Source organism: Sphingomonas sp. BLCC-B65 (assembly GCF_028550675.1).
GTDB lineage: Bacteria > Actinomycetota > Actinomycetes > Actinomycetales > Microbacteriaceae > Microbacterium.
The window spans coordinates 95,054-111,760 of sequence record NZ_JAQQGL010000001.1 but is presented as its reverse complement, the minus strand read 5'-3'; the positions used below and the strand labels follow the sequence as shown (position 1 = coordinate 111,760).

Annotated in this window: 14 protein-coding genes; 7 read left to right on the top strand and 7 right to left on the bottom strand. The window is 64.2% G+C overall.

The genetic code is table 11. The features are described from left to right. Nucleotides 1–24 precede the first annotated feature (24 nt). Entirely contained in the window at nucleotides 25–918 is an 894-nt protein-coding gene (locus PP359_RS00560; protein WP_499249680.1) for a VOC family protein, read from the top strand. Nucleotides 919–932: 14 nt separating this feature from the next. Here PP359_RS00560 and PP359_RS00555 read toward each other — a convergent pair whose 3' ends face one another. Together PP359_RS00555 and PP359_RS00550 are read right to left on the bottom strand one after the other, a co-directional pair. Then, complete coding sequence (locus PP359_RS00555) at nucleotides 933–1,706, bottom strand: dienelactone hydrolase family protein (protein WP_499249679.1); 774 nt, start codon at nucleotides 1,704–1,706, stop codon at nucleotides 933–935. 146 nt (nucleotides 1,707–1,852) lie between these two features. Next, a complete protein-coding gene (locus tag PP359_RS00550; protein ID WP_499249678.1) occupies nucleotides 1,853–2,557 on the bottom strand; it encodes a TetR family transcriptional regulator in 705 nt (234 codons plus the stop codon). A 55-nt stretch (nucleotides 2,558–2,612) separates the two neighbouring features. Between PP359_RS00550 and PP359_RS00545 the strand changes: the two genes are divergently transcribed. Next, nucleotides 2,613–3,392, top strand: a complete 780-nt coding sequence (locus tag PP359_RS00545; RefSeq protein ID WP_499249677.1) for an SDR family NAD(P)-dependent oxidoreductase — start codon at nucleotides 2,613–2,615, stop codon at nucleotides 3,390–3,392. A 59-nt stretch (nucleotides 3,393–3,451) separates the two neighbouring features. Beyond that, on the top strand, nucleotides 3,452–3,850 hold the full coding sequence (locus PP359_RS00540; RefSeq protein ID WP_499249676.1) for an ester cyclase: 399 nt from the start codon (nucleotides 3,452–3,454) through the stop codon (nucleotides 3,848–3,850). 27 nt (nucleotides 3,851–3,877) lie between these two features. Here PP359_RS00540 and PP359_RS00535 read toward each other — a convergent pair whose 3' ends face one another. Beyond that, nucleotides 3,878–4,423, bottom strand: a complete 546-nt coding sequence (locus PP359_RS00535; RefSeq protein ID WP_499249675.1) for a helix-turn-helix domain-containing protein — start codon at nucleotides 4,421–4,423, stop codon at nucleotides 3,878–3,880. 111 nt (nucleotides 4,424–4,534) lie between these two features. Between PP359_RS00535 and PP359_RS00530 the strand changes: the two genes are divergently transcribed. From PP359_RS00530 to PP359_RS00515, 4 genes are all read left to right on the top strand, one after another. Beyond that, nucleotides 4,535–5,926: an MFS transporter gene (locus PP359_RS00530; protein ID WP_499249674.1), complete on the top strand. Its 1,392-nt coding sequence runs from the start codon at nucleotides 4,535–4,537 to the stop codon at nucleotides 5,924–5,926. Further along, nucleotides 5,923–6,339, top strand: coding sequence for an organic hydroperoxide resistance protein (locus PP359_RS00525; protein ID WP_378794723.1), 417 nt, complete (start codon nucleotides 5,923–5,925; stop codon nucleotides 6,337–6,339). The genes PP359_RS00530 and PP359_RS00525 overlap by 4 nt, the downstream gene beginning before the upstream one ends. Nucleotides 6,340–6,911: 572 nt before the next feature. Beyond that, nucleotides 6,912–7,772, top strand: a complete 861-nt coding sequence (locus tag PP359_RS00520) for an AbiTii domain-containing protein (protein WP_499249673.1) — start codon at nucleotides 6,912–6,914, stop codon at nucleotides 7,770–7,772. 190 nt (nucleotides 7,773–7,962) lie between these two features. Further along, a complete protein-coding gene (locus PP359_RS00515; RefSeq protein WP_499249672.1) occupies nucleotides 7,963–8,343 on the top strand; it encodes a hypothetical protein in 381 nt (126 codons plus the stop codon). 192 nt (nucleotides 8,344–8,535) lie between these two features. Here PP359_RS00515 and PP359_RS00510 read toward each other — a convergent pair whose 3' ends face one another. From PP359_RS00510 to PP359_RS00495, 4 genes are all read right to left on the bottom strand, one after another. Continuing rightward, nucleotides 8,536–9,489, bottom strand: a complete 954-nt coding sequence (locus PP359_RS00510) for a hypothetical protein (protein ID WP_499249671.1) — start codon at nucleotides 9,487–9,489, stop codon at nucleotides 8,536–8,538. Continuing rightward, nucleotides 9,486–12,152 carry a DEAD/DEAH box helicase gene (locus PP359_RS00505; RefSeq protein WP_499249670.1) on the bottom strand — a complete coding sequence of 889 codons (2,667 nt, stop codon included), beginning with the start codon at nucleotides 12,150–12,152 and terminating at the stop codon, nucleotides 9,486–9,488. The genes PP359_RS00510 and PP359_RS00505 overlap by 4 nt, the downstream gene beginning before the upstream one ends. After that, nucleotides 12,153–13,124 carry a HamA C-terminal domain-containing protein gene (locus PP359_RS00500; RefSeq protein ID WP_499249669.1) on the bottom strand — a complete coding sequence of 324 codons (972 nt, stop codon included), beginning with the start codon at nucleotides 13,122–13,124 and terminating at the stop codon, nucleotides 12,153–12,155. It abuts the gene before it with no gap. Nucleotides 13,125–13,318: 194 nt separating this feature from the next. Next, nucleotides 13,319–16,660, bottom strand: coding sequence for an NACHT domain-containing protein (locus PP359_RS00495; protein WP_499249668.1), 3,342 nt, complete (start codon nucleotides 16,658–16,660; stop codon nucleotides 13,319–13,321). Nucleotides 16,661–16,707: the final 47 nt, after the last annotated feature.

The following is a 16,707-nucleotide window of genomic DNA, read 5'->3' as shown; positions in this document are numbered from 1 at the left end:
CGACACCCCGACGTGGAGATCCCCATGGACACGCTCAACCCCGCGACCACGATGGACGCCGTCACCCTCCGTGTCGGCGACCTCGAGACGATGTCGTCGTACTACGCAGGGGCGCTGGCGCTCACTCCCCTCGAGGAGCGTACGCAGGGACGTGAGGTGCACCGCGTGCTGGGGCGCGGAACGGTACCGATGGTGAAACTGGTGCACACACCCGACCTGCCGGGTGTCGATCCCCGACAGGCGGGCCTGTACCACACCGCCTTTCTCTTCGACGATGAGGCGAGCCTGGCGGCGACCGTCTACCGCGCCGCACAGAACCCGACGAGCCGGTTCGCCGGATCGAGCGATCACTTCGTCAGCGAGGCGTTCTACTTCACCGACCCCGAGGGCAACGGCATCGAGCTGTACCGGGATCGCCCGCGCAGCCAGTGGAAGTACGACGACGGTGAGATCTTCATGACGACGGAGTACCTCGATCCGCGCGCGTACCTCCAGCAGCACCTCACGCAGGAGGCCCTGGATGCCGCGGCGCAGCACGCCGGACGCGTCGGACACGTGCACCTTCAGGTCGGCGACGTCGCGGCGGCGCGGGCGTTCTACGTCGACGCACTGGGGTTCGAGTCGACCGCCACAAGGGTGCCCGGAGCCCTGTTCGCATCCGCCGGCGGCTACCACCACCACATCGCCATGAACACGTGGCATTCCGCGGGCGCGGGCCCGCGCGCGGCGAGCCTGGGGCTCGGGGATGTCGCCGTCTCGGTGCCGGCGCGCGAAGACCTCGATGCGCTCGCGGAGCGGTTGTCCAGCCGCGGCATCCGGTTCTCCGACGACGGTCGCGCCGTGCGCGTCAGCGATCCGTGGGGAACGCAGGTGACGGTCGCGGCGACCGCTGCGACGGCGGACGAGCTACTGGGCTGACTGGCGCGGTCGCCTCAGTCGAAGACCTCGTTCAGGAACGTCTTCATCGCCGTCCAGCTGCGACGCTCGGCGGTGGCGTCGAACAGGGCGCCGTGCTCGGGCGCGTTCGCGTCGGGGAGCGTGAAGGCGTGCATCGCATTGGCGTACGTGACGACCTGCCAGTCGATCTCGGGAGCCGTCCGCAGATCGTTCTCGAACGCGAGCAACGCTTCGTCGGGGGCGACCGGGTCGGCCGCGCCGTGCAGGACGAGCAGCTTCGCCCCGATTCGCGCCGCCTCGCCCTCGGGGCCGGTGAGCAGGCCGCCGTGGAAGCTCACGACGGCGTCGACGGAGGCGCCGGTGCGGGCGAACTCGATCACGGAGGTTCCCCCGAAGCAGTAGCCGATCGCCGCGGTGCGCGCCGGGTCGACGGACGGCTCGGCGCGCAGTCGGTCGAACGCGACCGTGAGCCGTCGGCGCCACAGCGCGCGATCCCGGTAGAAGCCGCCGGCGACGGCCGCGGCATCCTGAGGGGCGGGTCGAACGTGAGCCCCGTAGACGTCCGCAGCGAACGCCGAGTAGCCGAGCCGGGCCAGCATGTCGCAGCGCATGCGGACATAGTCGGTCACGCCGAGCCAATCGTGCACGACGAGAACCCCCGGGTAGGAGCCGTGCGCGGCGGGACGGGCGTGGTACCCGCGAAAAACGAGACCGTCCGCGGCGTAGTCGACGTCGCCGGAGATGATTCCGCCCGCGGGAAGCGCCTCACGGTCGAGGATCTCGGTGAGGTTCTGAGCGTAGGTGGTCATGCGGTACTCCTCTTTTCGGCCGCGCGCAGGCGATCGTAACCCTTCTTGTTAGGGACGTACCTTCCGCCGCGTGCACCGGGATGCCTCGCACCGCACTGCTGACGACTCGACTTCGTCTCACCCTGCTCGCCGTCGTCGAAGCGCCGTCAAGCCCGCAGCGGGCTCGTCCCTTGACGCTCAGTGAGCCCAACGGTCTGAAAGAGCATTCGCTCCAGAAGCGCGCCACGCTCGACCAGAAGGCGACCGGCCGCGTCACGGTCACCAGAGCTCAGGACGTCGACGGTCATCTTGAGGCCGTCGAAGGCGCCGACGAGCACGGTGGCGAGCGCGTCGGGATCGAGGGGCGGGTCGAGGTCGGCGACGAGACCGTCGTCGCGGATAAAGCCCGCGACGACGTCGATCCACCGCTGTGTCATCGCCGCGGCGAGATCACGGGTGGATGGGACGCCTGCGAGGCTCTGGGTGAGGCGTGAGATCACCCAGGCATCGGAGTCCTCGTCATGGAGTGAGAGCATCGCGGGCAGGAGCCGCCGAATGCGGGCTTCGCCCTCCGCGGCCTGGGCGAGGATGCGCTCCACGTCGGCGATCCATCGGCGGTGTCGTTCCTCGAGCACCGCGACTGCGAGAGCTTCTTTGCTGTCGAAGTGGAAGTAGACAGAGCCCTTCGACAGCCCGCTCGCGTCCACGATGTCCACCATGCGGGCACGGTCGTAGCCGAGACGGGCGAAGACGGCCGCCGCCGCATCGATGATCACATCGCGCGACGCAGCCCCCTGAGCAGTCGGGCCCGTGGGACGTCCGACGCGGCGCGCCGGAACGATGTCGTCATCGGGGTGTGGACGAGTGGTCATGCTCGTACTATAGTCGCATTTTATTAGACCGACTGGTTTGTTTATTAGGAGCATCGTGCGCACCATCGCCGCTGGAACCACCGCCCTCATCACCGGAGCGTCCTCTGGGATCGGGCGCTCGTTCGCCCATCGACTCGCCGCCGCCGGGAGCGACCTCGTTCTGGTGGCGCGCCGGGCCGACGTGCTTGAAGACATCGCCGCAGACCTTCGCGCACGGCACGGCGCGAGCGTCACCGTCCTCGCGCATGACCTCGACGCCCCGGACGCCGCCGAAACCCTTCTGGCACGCCTGGAGGCTGAGCAGATCGCAGTCGACACACTGATCAACAACGCCGGCCTCGGCATCCATGGCGACCTCGGCACCACGCCCCTGCGCTCGGCGACCACGCAGATCGCCGTCAACGTGCGGAGCCTGACAGCGCTCACCGCACTCCTTCTACCGCCGATGCTCTCGCGAGGCCGCGGCGCGATCATCAACGTCGCGAGCACCGCCGGATTCCAGCCGGTGCCCCACATGGCCGTCTACTCCGCCTCGAAGGCATACGTCCTCACCTTCACCCGCGCCCTCTGGCGCGAGACCCGCGGCACCGGCGTCGACGTGCTTGCCCTCTGCCCCGGAGCGACCGACACCGCGTTCTTCGCCACCGCGGGCGACGCCGCATCCGTCGGCAGCCGCCGGAGTCCCGAACAGGTCGTCGGCACCGCCCTGCGCGCCCTGCACCGCGGCAGACCCTCGGTCGTCGACGGCCGCGGAAACGCGTTCCTCTCCTGGCTCGCGCCGCGTCTACCCGAACGGCTCGCCCTGAACATCGCGGAACGCTCCGTCCGCCCCTGAACGTCCGGGCGCCCGGGCACCCGGCATCCCACCGCCCCAACGATCGAAGGAGATCGCCCATGCACATCCACGACTTCGCCCATGCCGCAGCAGCAGCCGTCAACGCGCACGACCCTGCCGCCGTGGTCGCGCTCTGGGCCGAGCCCGCCGCCTACGACTCCCCCCTCACGGGACCCCAGTCCGGGCTCGACGCGCTGCGCGCGCGGGAGGAGGCTCTCTTCGGCGGGTTCAGCGACCTCACCGCGACCATCACCCCGCTCGGACAGGAAGGCGACACGGGCGCGATGCTCGTCCGCTTCGACGGCACCCATGACGGTGCGTACGGCGGCTTCCCTCCCACCGGCCGCACGATCGCCCTCGAGATGATCGCCGTCGTCACCTTCGCCGACGACGGCCGCGTCATCGGCGAACGCGTCTTCATCGACACCGCCGGCATCGCCGCTCAACTCGGCGGCTGACTTCACGTAGCGCGACGGAGCCGATGCTCAGCTAGGGCCAGCGTGGACGCGTTCACCTTGGGGGCCGAAGATGCTGAGGATCTCTGCTTCAATCTCCCCATCGCTGCCGAACCAATGTGGCAGGCGCGTGTCGAACTCGGCGACCTCCCCAGCTTTCAGCACGAGGTCGCGCTCCCCTACGATCAACCGCATCCGCCCGGTCAGAACATAGAGCCACTCCGTGCCCTCGTGCGTTTTCAGCCGAGGAACCGAGTGACCGCGCGGGACCACGATCTTCCACGCCTGCGGCATCCCGGGCTGATGAGCGAGTGGCACGACCGTTCGCCCGTTCACCCGCCGGGGACGCAACCGCACCCGGGGATCGCCGGTCTCCGGAGCACCCACCAGTTCATCCAACGGGACGCGATACACCTGCGCGAGCGGCAGAAGCACCTCCAGGCTGGCGCGACGCTGCCCGTTCTCCAGACGTGAGAGCGTGCTCGACGAGACGCCCGTCCGCTCCGAGACATCCGCGAGCGTCAATCCCCGCGCCTCACGCAACGCCTGCAACCGCGATCCGACACGGTCCAGCACGGAGCGCACATCCGCTCCTTCGGTCGCCTCCACGAATGCCATCGAACACGCTCGTCCCTGTTTCGGCAAGAAACGTTGCGGTCTCAGCACTCGTGAATCGAGGCTGTGTCCATGTCCACACCATCTCGAGCCGTCGCAGGGCTCGCTCTTGCCATACTCACGGCCTCGGTGGGCACGAGCGCCGCGAACGTCGCGCTGCCCGCGCTCGTCACGGCGTTCACCGCGACACCGGGTCAGGTGCAGTGGGTTGTCGTCGCTTACCTACTGGCGGTCACTTCGATCAGCGTGACTGCCGGATCAGCAGGTGACCGGTGGGGCCGGCGCCGGGTGCTACTCGCGGGAATCTCCATCTTCACCGTGGGCGCCGTGGCTGGCGCTCTCGCCCCGTCGCTCGTGACGCTCGTCATCGCGCGCGGTGTCCAGGGAGTCGGAGCGGCCGTGATGACGGCGCTGCCGCTCGCCCTCGCGAGGGACCTCGTTGCCGACGGGCGCACCGGCCGCATCATGGGGCTCCTCGGCACGACGTCCGCGGTCGGCACCGCACTCGGACCGGCTCTCGGCGGCGCGCTCATCGGATGGGGCGGGTGGACAGCGCCCTTCTGGATGATGGCCCTTCTCGGGGCGGCGGCGCTGCCCCTTGCCGTGACGGTCCCCTCAGCGCGAACGATCACTCGTACGCGCCACCGCTTCGACGCCACCGGCAACGTCCTCTTAGGCGCGGGCATCGCCACGTACGCCCTCGCGCTGACGGCGCCGATGCCGAACTGGCCGACGGGAACGCTCCTGGGCGGCGCCGCAGCCCTTCTGATCGGCTTCCTCGCCGTCGAGCGACGCGCCGACGCCCCCGTCCTGCCCCCAGCGTTGCTGCGCCACCGGACCATCACGACCGGCATGATCACGAACGTCCTCGTCGCCACGGTCATGATGACCACGCTCGTCGTCGGGCCCTACGCCCTCCACGACGGACTGCAGCTACCACTCCCCCTCGTCGGGCTCGTCATGGCCGTCGGTCCCGTGACCTCTGCGATCAGCGGCGTCCTCGCCGGGCGACTCGTCGACCGCACCTCACCACCCATCATGATCACCGTCAGCCTGACCATCCTGACCGTCGGCGCGGCAGCCCTCGCCACGGTGCCCACCTGGTGGGGCGTGGCCGGCTACATCGGCGCCCTCTTCATCCTCACGCCCGGCTATCAGCTCTTCCTCGCCGCCAGCAACACCCACACCCTCAGCGCTACAGACCCCACGCAGCGCGGCGCCATCGCCGGCGCACTCGGGCTCTCCCGCAACCTCGGCCTCATCATCGGCGCCTCCGCCATGGGCGCCCTTTACGCCACGCTCGCCGCTGAGTCGGACACGGCAGCGAACGGCCCATTGGATGCCGCGCAGACCACCTTCTTCATCGCCGCACTGCTCGCCGCGATCGCGGCCGCCGCATCTCTGCGTGCATCACGCTCCCTCCAGCCCCGCGCCCAGACCGCCCCACGAAAGGAACAACCGTGAACACCCTTTACACCGCCGAGGCCACCGCTCACGGAGACGGCCGCTCCGGCCACGTCGATACACCCGACGGCACCCTCGACATCGACATGCGCATCCCCGTCGAGATGGGAGGCCCGGGTGGAGCAGCCAACCCAGAGATCCTCTTCGCCGCCGGCTACGCGGCCTGCTTCCACGGCTCCCTCCAGCTCGCCGCACGCATGCGCAAGGTCTCCCTTCACGACACCAGCGTCACCGCCCGCGTCAGCATCGGAGCCGACACCGACGGCGCCTACCGACTCGCCGTCGCCCTCACCGCTGTGCTGCCCGGTATCCCCGCCGACCAGGCCCGCGAGCTCGTCGACGCCGCACATCAGATCTGCCCGTACTCCCACGCGACCCGAAACAACCTGGATGTCACGATCACGGTCGCCTGAGCAGCGCCGCACAGGGTCACCCGCTCCGCAACGATACGAGGCGTCAGCAGGGAAGAGCCGGGAGCCTCGCCTGTCGGCGCTTCTTGAAGAAGTCGACAACAGCTGTCGCGGCAGCCGAGGTTAGCGGTCGCGATGCGAGCCCGTCATGCCAGAAACGAAGAGAACCTCCCGCATCTCTGCGGGAGGTTCTCTTCGTCGACCTGTATGAGGCTCACCTCGTTCAATGGCTTGAACTCCTCAATATGGTCGGGATGACAGGATTTGAACCTGCGACCCCTTGACCCCCAGGCGTCCAGACGGCATAAATCTCACCAAAAACCGCGTAATTCCGCGGCGCAGATCATGCAGAGCACGTCACGAAATGCGTGGATTGCATGATTCTGGTCCCCTTCTGGTCCCCCTCCACGAACGTGTGCCGGGAGCCTGAAATGGAGCTTCGTTGGGGCGCCGATGGCCAGAAAGCCGGCCGACACGATCTTCGCTTCGTCAGCGAGCTCGACTTGGATATGGGGTTCTTGCCTTTCTCCCCCGCGACGCACCAACAGCCCGCCGAGCGATACTCAGCGACATGCATGACCAAGACGGTCCTGGGCCCCCTTCGGCATCGTCGCGGTTGCTCCGAAGTCGGTGGTGGAGGAGATAATTTGGCTGTGATCAAACGGCCAGCGGATCTCATGGCGCAAATCGAGCGCGACCTCCTCGATGAGAAGCCCCTCGACACCCTGCTCCGCAAACTCATCCTGCTCGGCGGAAACGCGGGCTCACCCGAACTCCGCAACTGGGCGTCGCTAGAGCTCCGCGGCTACGGGCGGGACGCAGAGCTGCCCCACTACCGCACTGTGTCCGCTCCACTGCAGATCGACGGCACCGTTCCAGGCGGGATCGTGCGCCACGAGACAATCGGTGCGATGGACATTCCCGACTTCGCTCGCGACGAAGTCAACGAGCAAGTCCCATTACGAATGGGCGTGAGCGAGATTCACAGCATGGTGGATCAGCACCGAACCGACCGAATGGTCAAGCTGCAGCCACCGGGGGCTCCAGACCTCGTCACCTACATGAACGGCACCCGGAAGATGAACGGCCACATCACCGCGCTCTATTGGAGCGTCAGCACTATCGCGCTCGCAGGCGTGCTCGACCAGATTCGCACTCGCTTGGCTGAACTCATCGCAGAGTTGCGCTCCGGAACCCCACAGGGCCAAGACCTCCCAACCCCAACGCAGGCAGCCAACGCCGTGAACTTCGTCATCAACGGGCGCGGGAACCGCGTGAGCATCGCACAGACCACGGACGGCAGCACGACCACTGCTGCCCCCGAGGAAGCGAAGCCGCGCTTCTGGACACGGGCCAAGTTCGTCGGTGCAGCAGGCGTTGGACTTGCCACGATCGCAGGAACGGTCATCGCGACACTCCAACTACCAATCTGGTGAGGCAATCGCGAGGACGCCATGACCACACATGCACCACCAACAGTCACATCAGTACTGGCGGCACTGGGAACCGACAGTGTCACCGTCACGTCTGGACTCGGAGAGCCAGTCGAAGCCGGTGATGTCGAGTTCTTCGGCTATGGCGTCTACTACTAGGGACCGACCGGCAACAGCGGAAAACGTCCGCTAGATGGTCGAGCACGCCGCCAATCGGATCGAGTCGGCCGCCGCCGACTTGGACTCATCGAGTAGTGATTCACTCAGTAACCATCAACAGAAGGCCCTTCAATCAGCGACTATTGGAACGTCGTTGGTTCAAGGTGCCAGCGAGCCCAACCAGAATCTCGGGCTCGGCGCAGTGTGGCTGGCGGTGGTCCTGATCCTTACTCTCGTGCGCCTCCTTAGCGAACGCCGAATCAGTAAGCGAAAGGAGAAGCCTATGAACACAGTTCAGAAGCAAAACACCAACAGCACGACCAACATCCCACGAAAGTTCTGGCAGTACCTGCTCGAAACGATCTGGGCGACGGGAGCTGGGGTCCTTGCGGCCCCGCTGGCCACCTTGAGCTAACGAACGACGAAGAGGCCTCCACTAGGAGGGCCTCTTCCAGTTCCTGCGCCCATCACGCAAGTCGCTCCCCCGAAATCCCACCTGTCGGTCTTTTATGCATCATTCAAAGAGCCGCGACGAAGCGCTTGAGATGCAAGGCGCCGCTGGTCCGGTCTACCCACTCCCCGTACATCGTTGGCAGGCTGACCACGGTCAGGTGGTACCGGACTGCTCCGAACCATCGTGTGCCGCGTGTTCGGCGTCCGCCCCCTCCGGCTCTGGCTCGTCCTCAAGCCAATCGTCGCCCTCTTCGAAGTCGGGCATGACGAACGTGTCCCTGTGATTGATGAGCTCTTCGATGACAGGTTCTCTGTCGGAGACGCCCGCAATCTCGTACGCGAAGAAGTTGTCCGTCGTCTGGGTCAGCACGTTCACTGCCTCGCGCAGGATCGGTAGCTCTTGGCTCGTGTAGTTCGAGACTGACGCGAGAATCTCCGCCGGCCACCTCGCCCGTCGGTACATCGCGAGACCAACTGCGACGGCCGCGGCGTGCAATGGTTTGGTCGAACTCTCCAGGATCGGATAGGCCGCGCTCTCAAGGTCATTGGCGATACAGACATCGGTGAGTGCGTTTCCGACCGCATTGCGAATGCTGATGCTCTGCTCGACATCCTCCGAGACAGCTCCGCCGGAGCAGAACTCTTCCCATTTCTCCCACGTCAACACGTGAGCATCGTCGCGTGAGAGCGAATCGAGAATCTCGTACCTGCCGCCACCGGATGCATACCGCTCCAGCCACTCCACGAGGTCATCACCAAACTCATCGCTCGGTCGCGACAGATAGTCGGGGTTGAAGGAAACGAGTTGAGAGGTGTCGAGCTCTTCGAGCGCGGTCAGCAGATTGCTCAAGCGGTGCGAATAGTCGCGCACGTTCGAGAACTCCCCCGTGGCAGCGAACCCGTGGCAGGCGAGTGCCAGCTTGCACAGGCGCTCAAGCCCGCTCGTGTAGAGATGCAAGCCGATATTGAGCGGATACGTCTGGTCGTACCCCACTCGGGCGCGCTCGTCACCGCTCATCGGGAGCGCGCAGACCTGACTTATGCCGGATCGAACGAGCTCCGTTGCGAACTGAGACTCGACGACGAGGTTGCGCCACCTGTCGGTCATTGCAGCGGCTCGGCGATCACGTCCACCGGAGCAGCCTTGCGCAGGATGTTCTCCAGCTCGGCCTTCGTCTCTGCCGCAACGTCTGAGGTGGCAAGGAGTCCCTCAAGATCAACGTCCTGGAGCTCGTCTCCCGCGAAGCTCAGGAACTCGGCGTGCTTGCCGAGCAGATCGAGCGCCACGCCTCGCGTGAACCCGACCTCCTGCAAGTTGATGACCTTCCCGTCGCTCGAGCCGTACTCGACGAGCTTGGCAACGTTGATACCGGCCTCGTCTGCACCAAGTGCCTGCACCGTGAGGTCGTAGTAGTTCTCGAGGTAGCTGATGATCTTGAATCGCAGCCCTGTCTCGAGATCTCGCATCGTCTCCTCGATGATTCGGTTGACTTGCTTGGGGTCGCCAGCCTTGAAGGGCTCCTCGATCAGGTAGGGCGAGATCGCGTAGTCGTGATACTTCACGACTCCTTGATTCGCGTGGTAGCGGATCGACCGGCTAATCACCAGCACCAGCGGATCGCCCTTGACCCAGTAGGACATCAAGGTCGCCCAATAGCGCAGCCGTGCCGTGTAGCCGGGATCTTCCTTCGGAACGAGCGGGTCCTTTCCACCGGACTCTTCAACAATCCAGTTGTAGACCCGTCCAAGATGAACGAGCACTCCTTCGAACAGTTCGAAGGTGAGCTCCTCCGTATCGCTCGGCACCAGCGGGCCGGCAACACCGGACTTCAGTTCCGTCCAGACATCGCTCTGATACTTCGGTTGGATGCCGGGCGAGCGTCGGAGTACTTCCTCTGAACCAGTGAACGAGTTGACGGCCTTGTCGAGCAGCTTCGCGGCATCCGGCACCTTCTCGAGGAACAACGAACGCAGCGGCGTTTGCTGTTTGCCGAGAACATGAAGAAGCAGGATGGAGGTGTACTGCTCGACGGTGCGCTTGGCGTCATTCGAGGGCGTGCCCGGAATCATCTCGCCCCGAAGGACATAGCCGATGTCGGTGAAGTCCTTGCGCGTCTTTCCTGGGTTGACGAGGAAGCTCTTCGCGATGATCGGCTCACCGCGTGGGATGAGTTCCTGCCGCGACTCACTCCAGCCGCCGGTTTCGTGACGAACGCAAATGACGTTGCCGGAGAAGTCATAGGTCAGGCGACCTGCGCGCCCGGCGAGGTTCTCGAAGTCGATCTTGCCGAAGCCAGATGGCCCATGGGTGTCATTGAGGACGAAGATGTTCTTCGCCGGAAGGTTCACGCCCTCGAGCAGCGTTGACGTACAGACGACGAACTGGAGTGGCGAGTCCGGATCTGAGAAGCACTCTTCGACCTTCTCCCGTACCTCCTGAGGCATCTTGCCGTGGTGGAAGGCGACGCCGTGACGCAGCGTGTCCGCCAAGAAGTAGTCCTTATGGATGTGCTCTTTGACGAACTTGATCACCGACTCGATGCGCGGGTCGTCTACCTTCGGAAGCACCTTCGCGAGCTCCAGGGCAAAGTCTGCGGACTTGGCCGAGCTGTTGATGTAGACGATCGACTTACGGGCTCCACTCAGCGAAGTGACGAGTTCGATCGCTGTCTCGGCGGCAGGCTGCTCCTTCAGGGCGCCGTCACCATCGCCGGCTCCCGAGAGGTAGAACTGCTTGCGGTCAATGAGGTCAACGAAGTACCGCTGCTGCGCGACCGTGCGTTCCCGGACGGCAAGGGCACCGTTCGAAGCTTTGCCGAAAAGCTCGAGGAAGAGCTGCGGGTTCTCGATGCTCGGCGAGGCGAAGACCAGCTTGGTGGCGAACCGTCGAATCGTCTCCACGATGGCGTGGTAGTAGATCGAGGATCGGGCGTCCTTCTTGGCGATCACCTTCTGCGCCTCATCAACGATGAGGTAGTCGATATCCCTCACAGGGTTGGAGAGGTATCGAAGCAACCGTTCCGGCGTGAGCACAAAGATCGTGCGCGGATAGGTCTGGCGCAGGAAGAGGGGCAGGGAAGGGAACGTCGCGACGTTGACCTCGGGCACATCACGCAGCAGTTCGCGGAGATCCGCGGCGGTCTGCCCAATCAGGGCCTTCGTCGGGACAAGCACCACCACACAGTGTTGATCGAGATCTGATCGCCGAACGATTTCGTAGATCGCGTCCTTCAGGATGAACGATTTACCGAGTGATGTCGGCCCCGAGAAACTAAAGAAGTCTTCGTCGCGCATCCGCTCGGCGATCTCGAACTGTGTGTCCGTAAGCGTCGCAGTACCGTGCTTCGTGGCCTGCGTGACCTCCTTCGCAGCACGAAGCACACCTCGCGAAACGGGGAGCGCGTAGGTCGCGTCAGTGGCATTCGCCAAGGTGCGGAGACCCGGAAAGTTCCCGAGTTCGATGAGCACGGCGGTGGCGACGGCTGTGACACGGCCGCTGGCTCGTTCGGAGAGCCCGACGAGCTCGTCATACTCGCGCAGCAGCGCAATCAAGTTGTATGCGGTCTCCCGATGCACTGAAAGCGTTGAGTGGGACATGATGTCCGCGTACCGAAGCAGTCGATCGACCAAGGCATCGTCAACGACTGCATTGGCTGCGCCGGTCAGAAAGGCTTCGGAGACGGCGGACTCCAGCGCGAACAAGTCGCCCACGTAGTCGTCGCGAGCGACGATCGTGTCGCTCAGCACATCGGCCGCGATGCGCCCGGCCATCTACTTCGACGCTCCGTGGTTTCCGAGCTGGGCGGCAAGCTCCATTCGGATCTGCGTGATCCCATGTGCCTTGTCACCCGTGCCGCGTTTGGCGAACGGAATGGCGTAGAGATGAATCGGGTACACGCCAAGGCCGCGATCCGTCACCTCCTGCTTAATTAGGTCGTGCTGCGCGGTGATGGCGTCGGTCGCGCGCTTCCGAAGCTCTTCCTCGATCTCGGCGAGCTCCATATCCTCAACCTTCATGTCCGAGACGTCGACTTCGTAGCCGACGAAGATCCCGAAGGCGTTGTGCTTCTTGATGTCATCGTCACCGCCGCCAGTCGACGGAAGCAAAATCGCAGAGAGCGCAGCGAGCTTTTCGTCGTCGAGTTCTTCCTTCAACAACTCAGACTGAACGAGCCATGTATCGAAGTCGAAGCCTTCTTCATGCACCTTGCCGACAGACTTGAAGGCCGCCTTGATGCCGCGCTTCGCGCTGTTGCCCACGCCACCCGAGTCGCCGTACATCTTGGACTCGCCAAAGATCAGCTGGTACGTGTTCTCATCGGTACGCAGCAGATGGACACCATCCGAGCCGTAGACGTAGTGGTCGCTGTTTGTCTTCAGCTCCATCTTCGAGAGCACCTTCGGCGCGCCGAGGTGACCTTCGAGAAGGGAATAGAGGATGACCTCGCCACCCTCTCCCGCCAGCTCGTCGGGGATGCGGAACTGCGCCTGCACTTTGGCAGCCACCTCCATCATCCGACCGGGATCTTCCAATGCCTTCTTGTAGTTCAACCGCGAGAGGACGTACGCAACGCTGTTGTTCTTCAGCTCTCGGTAGAGCCCAGGGAGGTCGAAGTTCCCATTCTGAACGCGGAGTACATGGACGTGCAGATTCGTCTTCGTCTGCAGAGCAACGCTCACGGGTTCGTAGAAGAGCGCGTTGAACTGATCACGGTTCGAAGCGAGCAGCGACAGAGGCAGCACTGGCTCTGGTGTATCCGTCAAGATGGTCCCCCAGGTTTGACCCAAAACGTAGTAAGACTCAGGATGCCCTGAACTGCATACGTAGACGTGGTGACGCGGCGGAGTGCCCTCATTTGCCCCTGATTATGAACGAGTCGCGGAATTCGTCAAGCTCGACCACCTTCAGGCGTGAACAACGTTCTGACGTCGCTGAGCTAGCGGTAGTTCGCCGTCCGGTCCACCTTGAGCCACTTGCGCTTCCGTGCGATCTCAGCGAGCGGTATGGGTCCAGCAGCTACTCCGTTGGAGGCGAGGGGAATCTTCGCCTCCGGCGTCTGTGCGGTCCTCAGGGTTATGAGCTCATCGAAAGCGCCGCCGAGCCCAACTGGTTCGGGGTGCAGCTGACCAATCCAGCCCGATTCGGAGAGACGTCGTGCTGCCGTCAGGAAGGCGCGCTTCTGATCGGCAGGGAGCTGATCGACCGCCGCGTCAAGATCCGCCGCGAGGGCCTGGATGACTCCAGCACTCGCCATCGCCCAGAGCGCGAGTGCCCATTCTGCACGCGAGAGATCGTCGTAGCAATCGCCGAGCCGTTCGCGCCACCACACGACGTCGCCAGCCTTCGTGCGTGTCTCCGTGATGAGGGTGGCGGGGTGGCTGGCAGATCCCAGCGCGGCGGTACCCGGCGCCTTGGTCACTCCCAGGCCGAAGGGCGCCGCAGCCCCAATGACAGCGATCTCGGAGACCAGCCAGCATCGACCGGTCTGGTCGAGAAGCGCCGTCGCCGTATTCGCCCATGGGAAGGTGCTGCCTTTTTCACCTCGCCGGAACCGGCGAAGACGGGCGATCGTGGCGTACTCGGGAGCACTTTTGCGAAGATGCTGCATCGCGAGCGCACGCCGATCGCTCGAGGTGACTGCTGGGCGATAGGTCGCAACCTCCGCACCGAAGGCGTAATACTCACTGGGGTTCAGCACCGCAGCTATTTGGGCGGGTCGAGAACGCACAGAGGTCGTTTCGGAACACTGCCCGTCGAGGACTGCGCGGATGAGTTGCGCCTCGAGCATCCCGCCGTCTTCGGGTACAAGCCCACAATTCAAGATGAGCTGTGCGCGCTGGCCGTCCTCGGCGGAGAGGCCCGGAACATTCACCTTCGCTCCGGCGAGCACCTCGCACTTCGCACCGATTGCGAGCCACGGCAGATCGTTGCCTCGTTGAATCGCCTCGGTGAGCTGCTCTAGCCACCATGCCGTGAACTCCGCCCGCAGGCCGAGTAGGTCTCGGATAACGCGCACTCGCCATGCGTGCTGGGGGTCATCTGGATCAGCGCAGATCTGTGCGGTGAGGCGAGCCCAGGCGTCCTTCGCGTGGCTGGTCTCCGGGAGCGGAGTGATCTCTTTGCTGTCCAGTGCGGCGAGGAGCAGTCGGCTTCCGCGTTCGTTCGTCAGCGCGTTCACGACTGACGCGGCTTCGTTAGGCCGGCTGTTGAAGACGCCGTCAGTCAGGAGGCTCCACGCTGCCACTCTGACCTGCTTCGATGTGTTCTCCGCGAGCTCATGCTCGATCCCGGCTTTGAGTACATAGATGTCCGAACCGCGCGCATTTCCGCTATAGAAACGAACCGTGTTGAGCCAGTACGGGCGGCGGAGAAGCTCGCGGAACACGTCGGTGCGATCGAAGGCAGGATCTCCCTCGCCAGCGTTGTAGTAAAGGAACCGGGCGGCAAAGTACTCGCGCAGGGAAAGCACCTCGAACTCAAGGGTTCCTTCCTCCTTACTCGTCAGCGCCCAGAGCCGATCGCTCGCTGCGCGGAAGAGCTCGTCGACCACTTCCGTCGGTTTGCCGTAGGTCGTCTGGAAGTGCTTCATGGCGGCGTCGACCTCGGCGAAGGCCATCCGTCCGCTGTGGCCTTGCTCCTCGCCGCGGGATTGCAGATACCAGCCGAGGAATGGCACGATCTCGGTGAGGTCGTCACGGTAGCGACGCACCGATTCGGGTCGCTTGTTGGCTTCACGAGCGAGCAGCAGAGCCATGTAAGCGTCGTAAAGCTCGGTGCGCTGGTTCGGTGTCGCGTCGCCGTGCTGACGGAGCAAGTAGAGCAGGATCGTGAGCTGCATCGGGTTGCCGGCGAGCTCGCCGATGTAAGGTTCCTTCGTCTTCTCCGTGAAGTTCCGCCGAAGCACGCGGCTGTCGTTTCCTCGCACGTTGTGGACGACGCACCACTTGCGCAGGTACTCATCGCGCAGCGACGGTTCGAGCGGGCTCAGAGAGATGACTTCGAAGATCTCGCTATTTGGTTCCGGCAATCCGGCCGAGTTCGGACGGGTCGTGACAATGACCTTCGGTTCGACGGCGTACGACTTGCCTCGAGCACAGAACAGGTCGATCTCCTGGACCACGCGCTTGCGGTCGTCCAGGTTGCCTACCTCGTCGAGACCGTCCAGCACCACGAGGCTCGGCACACGGTCGAAGATCTCTTGCACCTCAGACGAGGTGACCGTGCCCCGTCCGCTGGCGTGGGCGATCAACTCAGCCAAGAACGACTCAATCGACGCTTGCGCCGCTCGTCGTTTCGGGCCCTTCGTAACTTTGGCGCCATCAGTCTTGTCGAAGACGTCATAGCCCTGCATCCACGCTGCGTAATCACCGAGGTCTAGCCGAAGAGGGAATCGGGGCTGCTTGATGTCGGGAAGCTCTTCTGCGAATGCTGACTGCCCAGGCACGAACGCGATTCGGTAGGCCTGGCAGACATACTGACTCAGCGTGGACTTTCCCTGGCCCGGCGCACCGCGCACGAGCGTGAAGGGGTAGGGAGTCCTGGTGGCGACGTAGTTCGCAGCGCCACCGACGGCCCTTGGCTCTAAGTGAAGAACTTCAGTTCGTTTCGGGATTCGTATGCGTTCCGCAGGAACATCGACGAACAGGTCGGTGAGGCGTTCCCGATCCAGTTCAACCTGGCTGAACTTGATCCGCTCGTCCTCGTCCCACTGGGCCGCCGCGACCTTCCGAACAAGGTCGCGGAGCTCTGAGTCTCGTGCAACCACTCCTTGCTCGCTGACGAGGTAGCGAATGAGATCCCAGCCGGCGAGCATCTCCGCGTACGCCCATTTGGTCTCCGTCGGCGCGGAATCTACGACCGAGTTGATGGCTTCGCGCCAAAGGCACGACATCTCGAGACCGAAGTCCTTCGAATACTGCTGCAGCTTGGCATCTAGGCGATCGAATGTGCCGGTCTTCGGCTTGCCCGTGCTTTCGACATTGGTGACCAACACGTACTTGCGTGCGCCTTGTGCTGCGAGCTTCTTGATCTTCTCCGCTTCGCCACGCACCTCAGCATCGAGCCACGAGACGGGATCGCGTTCACGGCCACGTGCCGACCACTTGACCTGAAAGACGAGCCGGTGCGGGCCCACGATGCCATCGCGTCCACCGTCAGACTGCCGAAGCGGCAAGGGAACATAGTCGGGGAACTGCAGTGCCAGCAGCGCCGAGACTAGCTGCTGGAAATCATGGTCGCCTAGTCGCTCGTACAGATACTTGTGACGGCTTTCGGGCACGGCGATCCTCTCTTCCTCCTACCAGCGTGCATGCCACCACCGACACA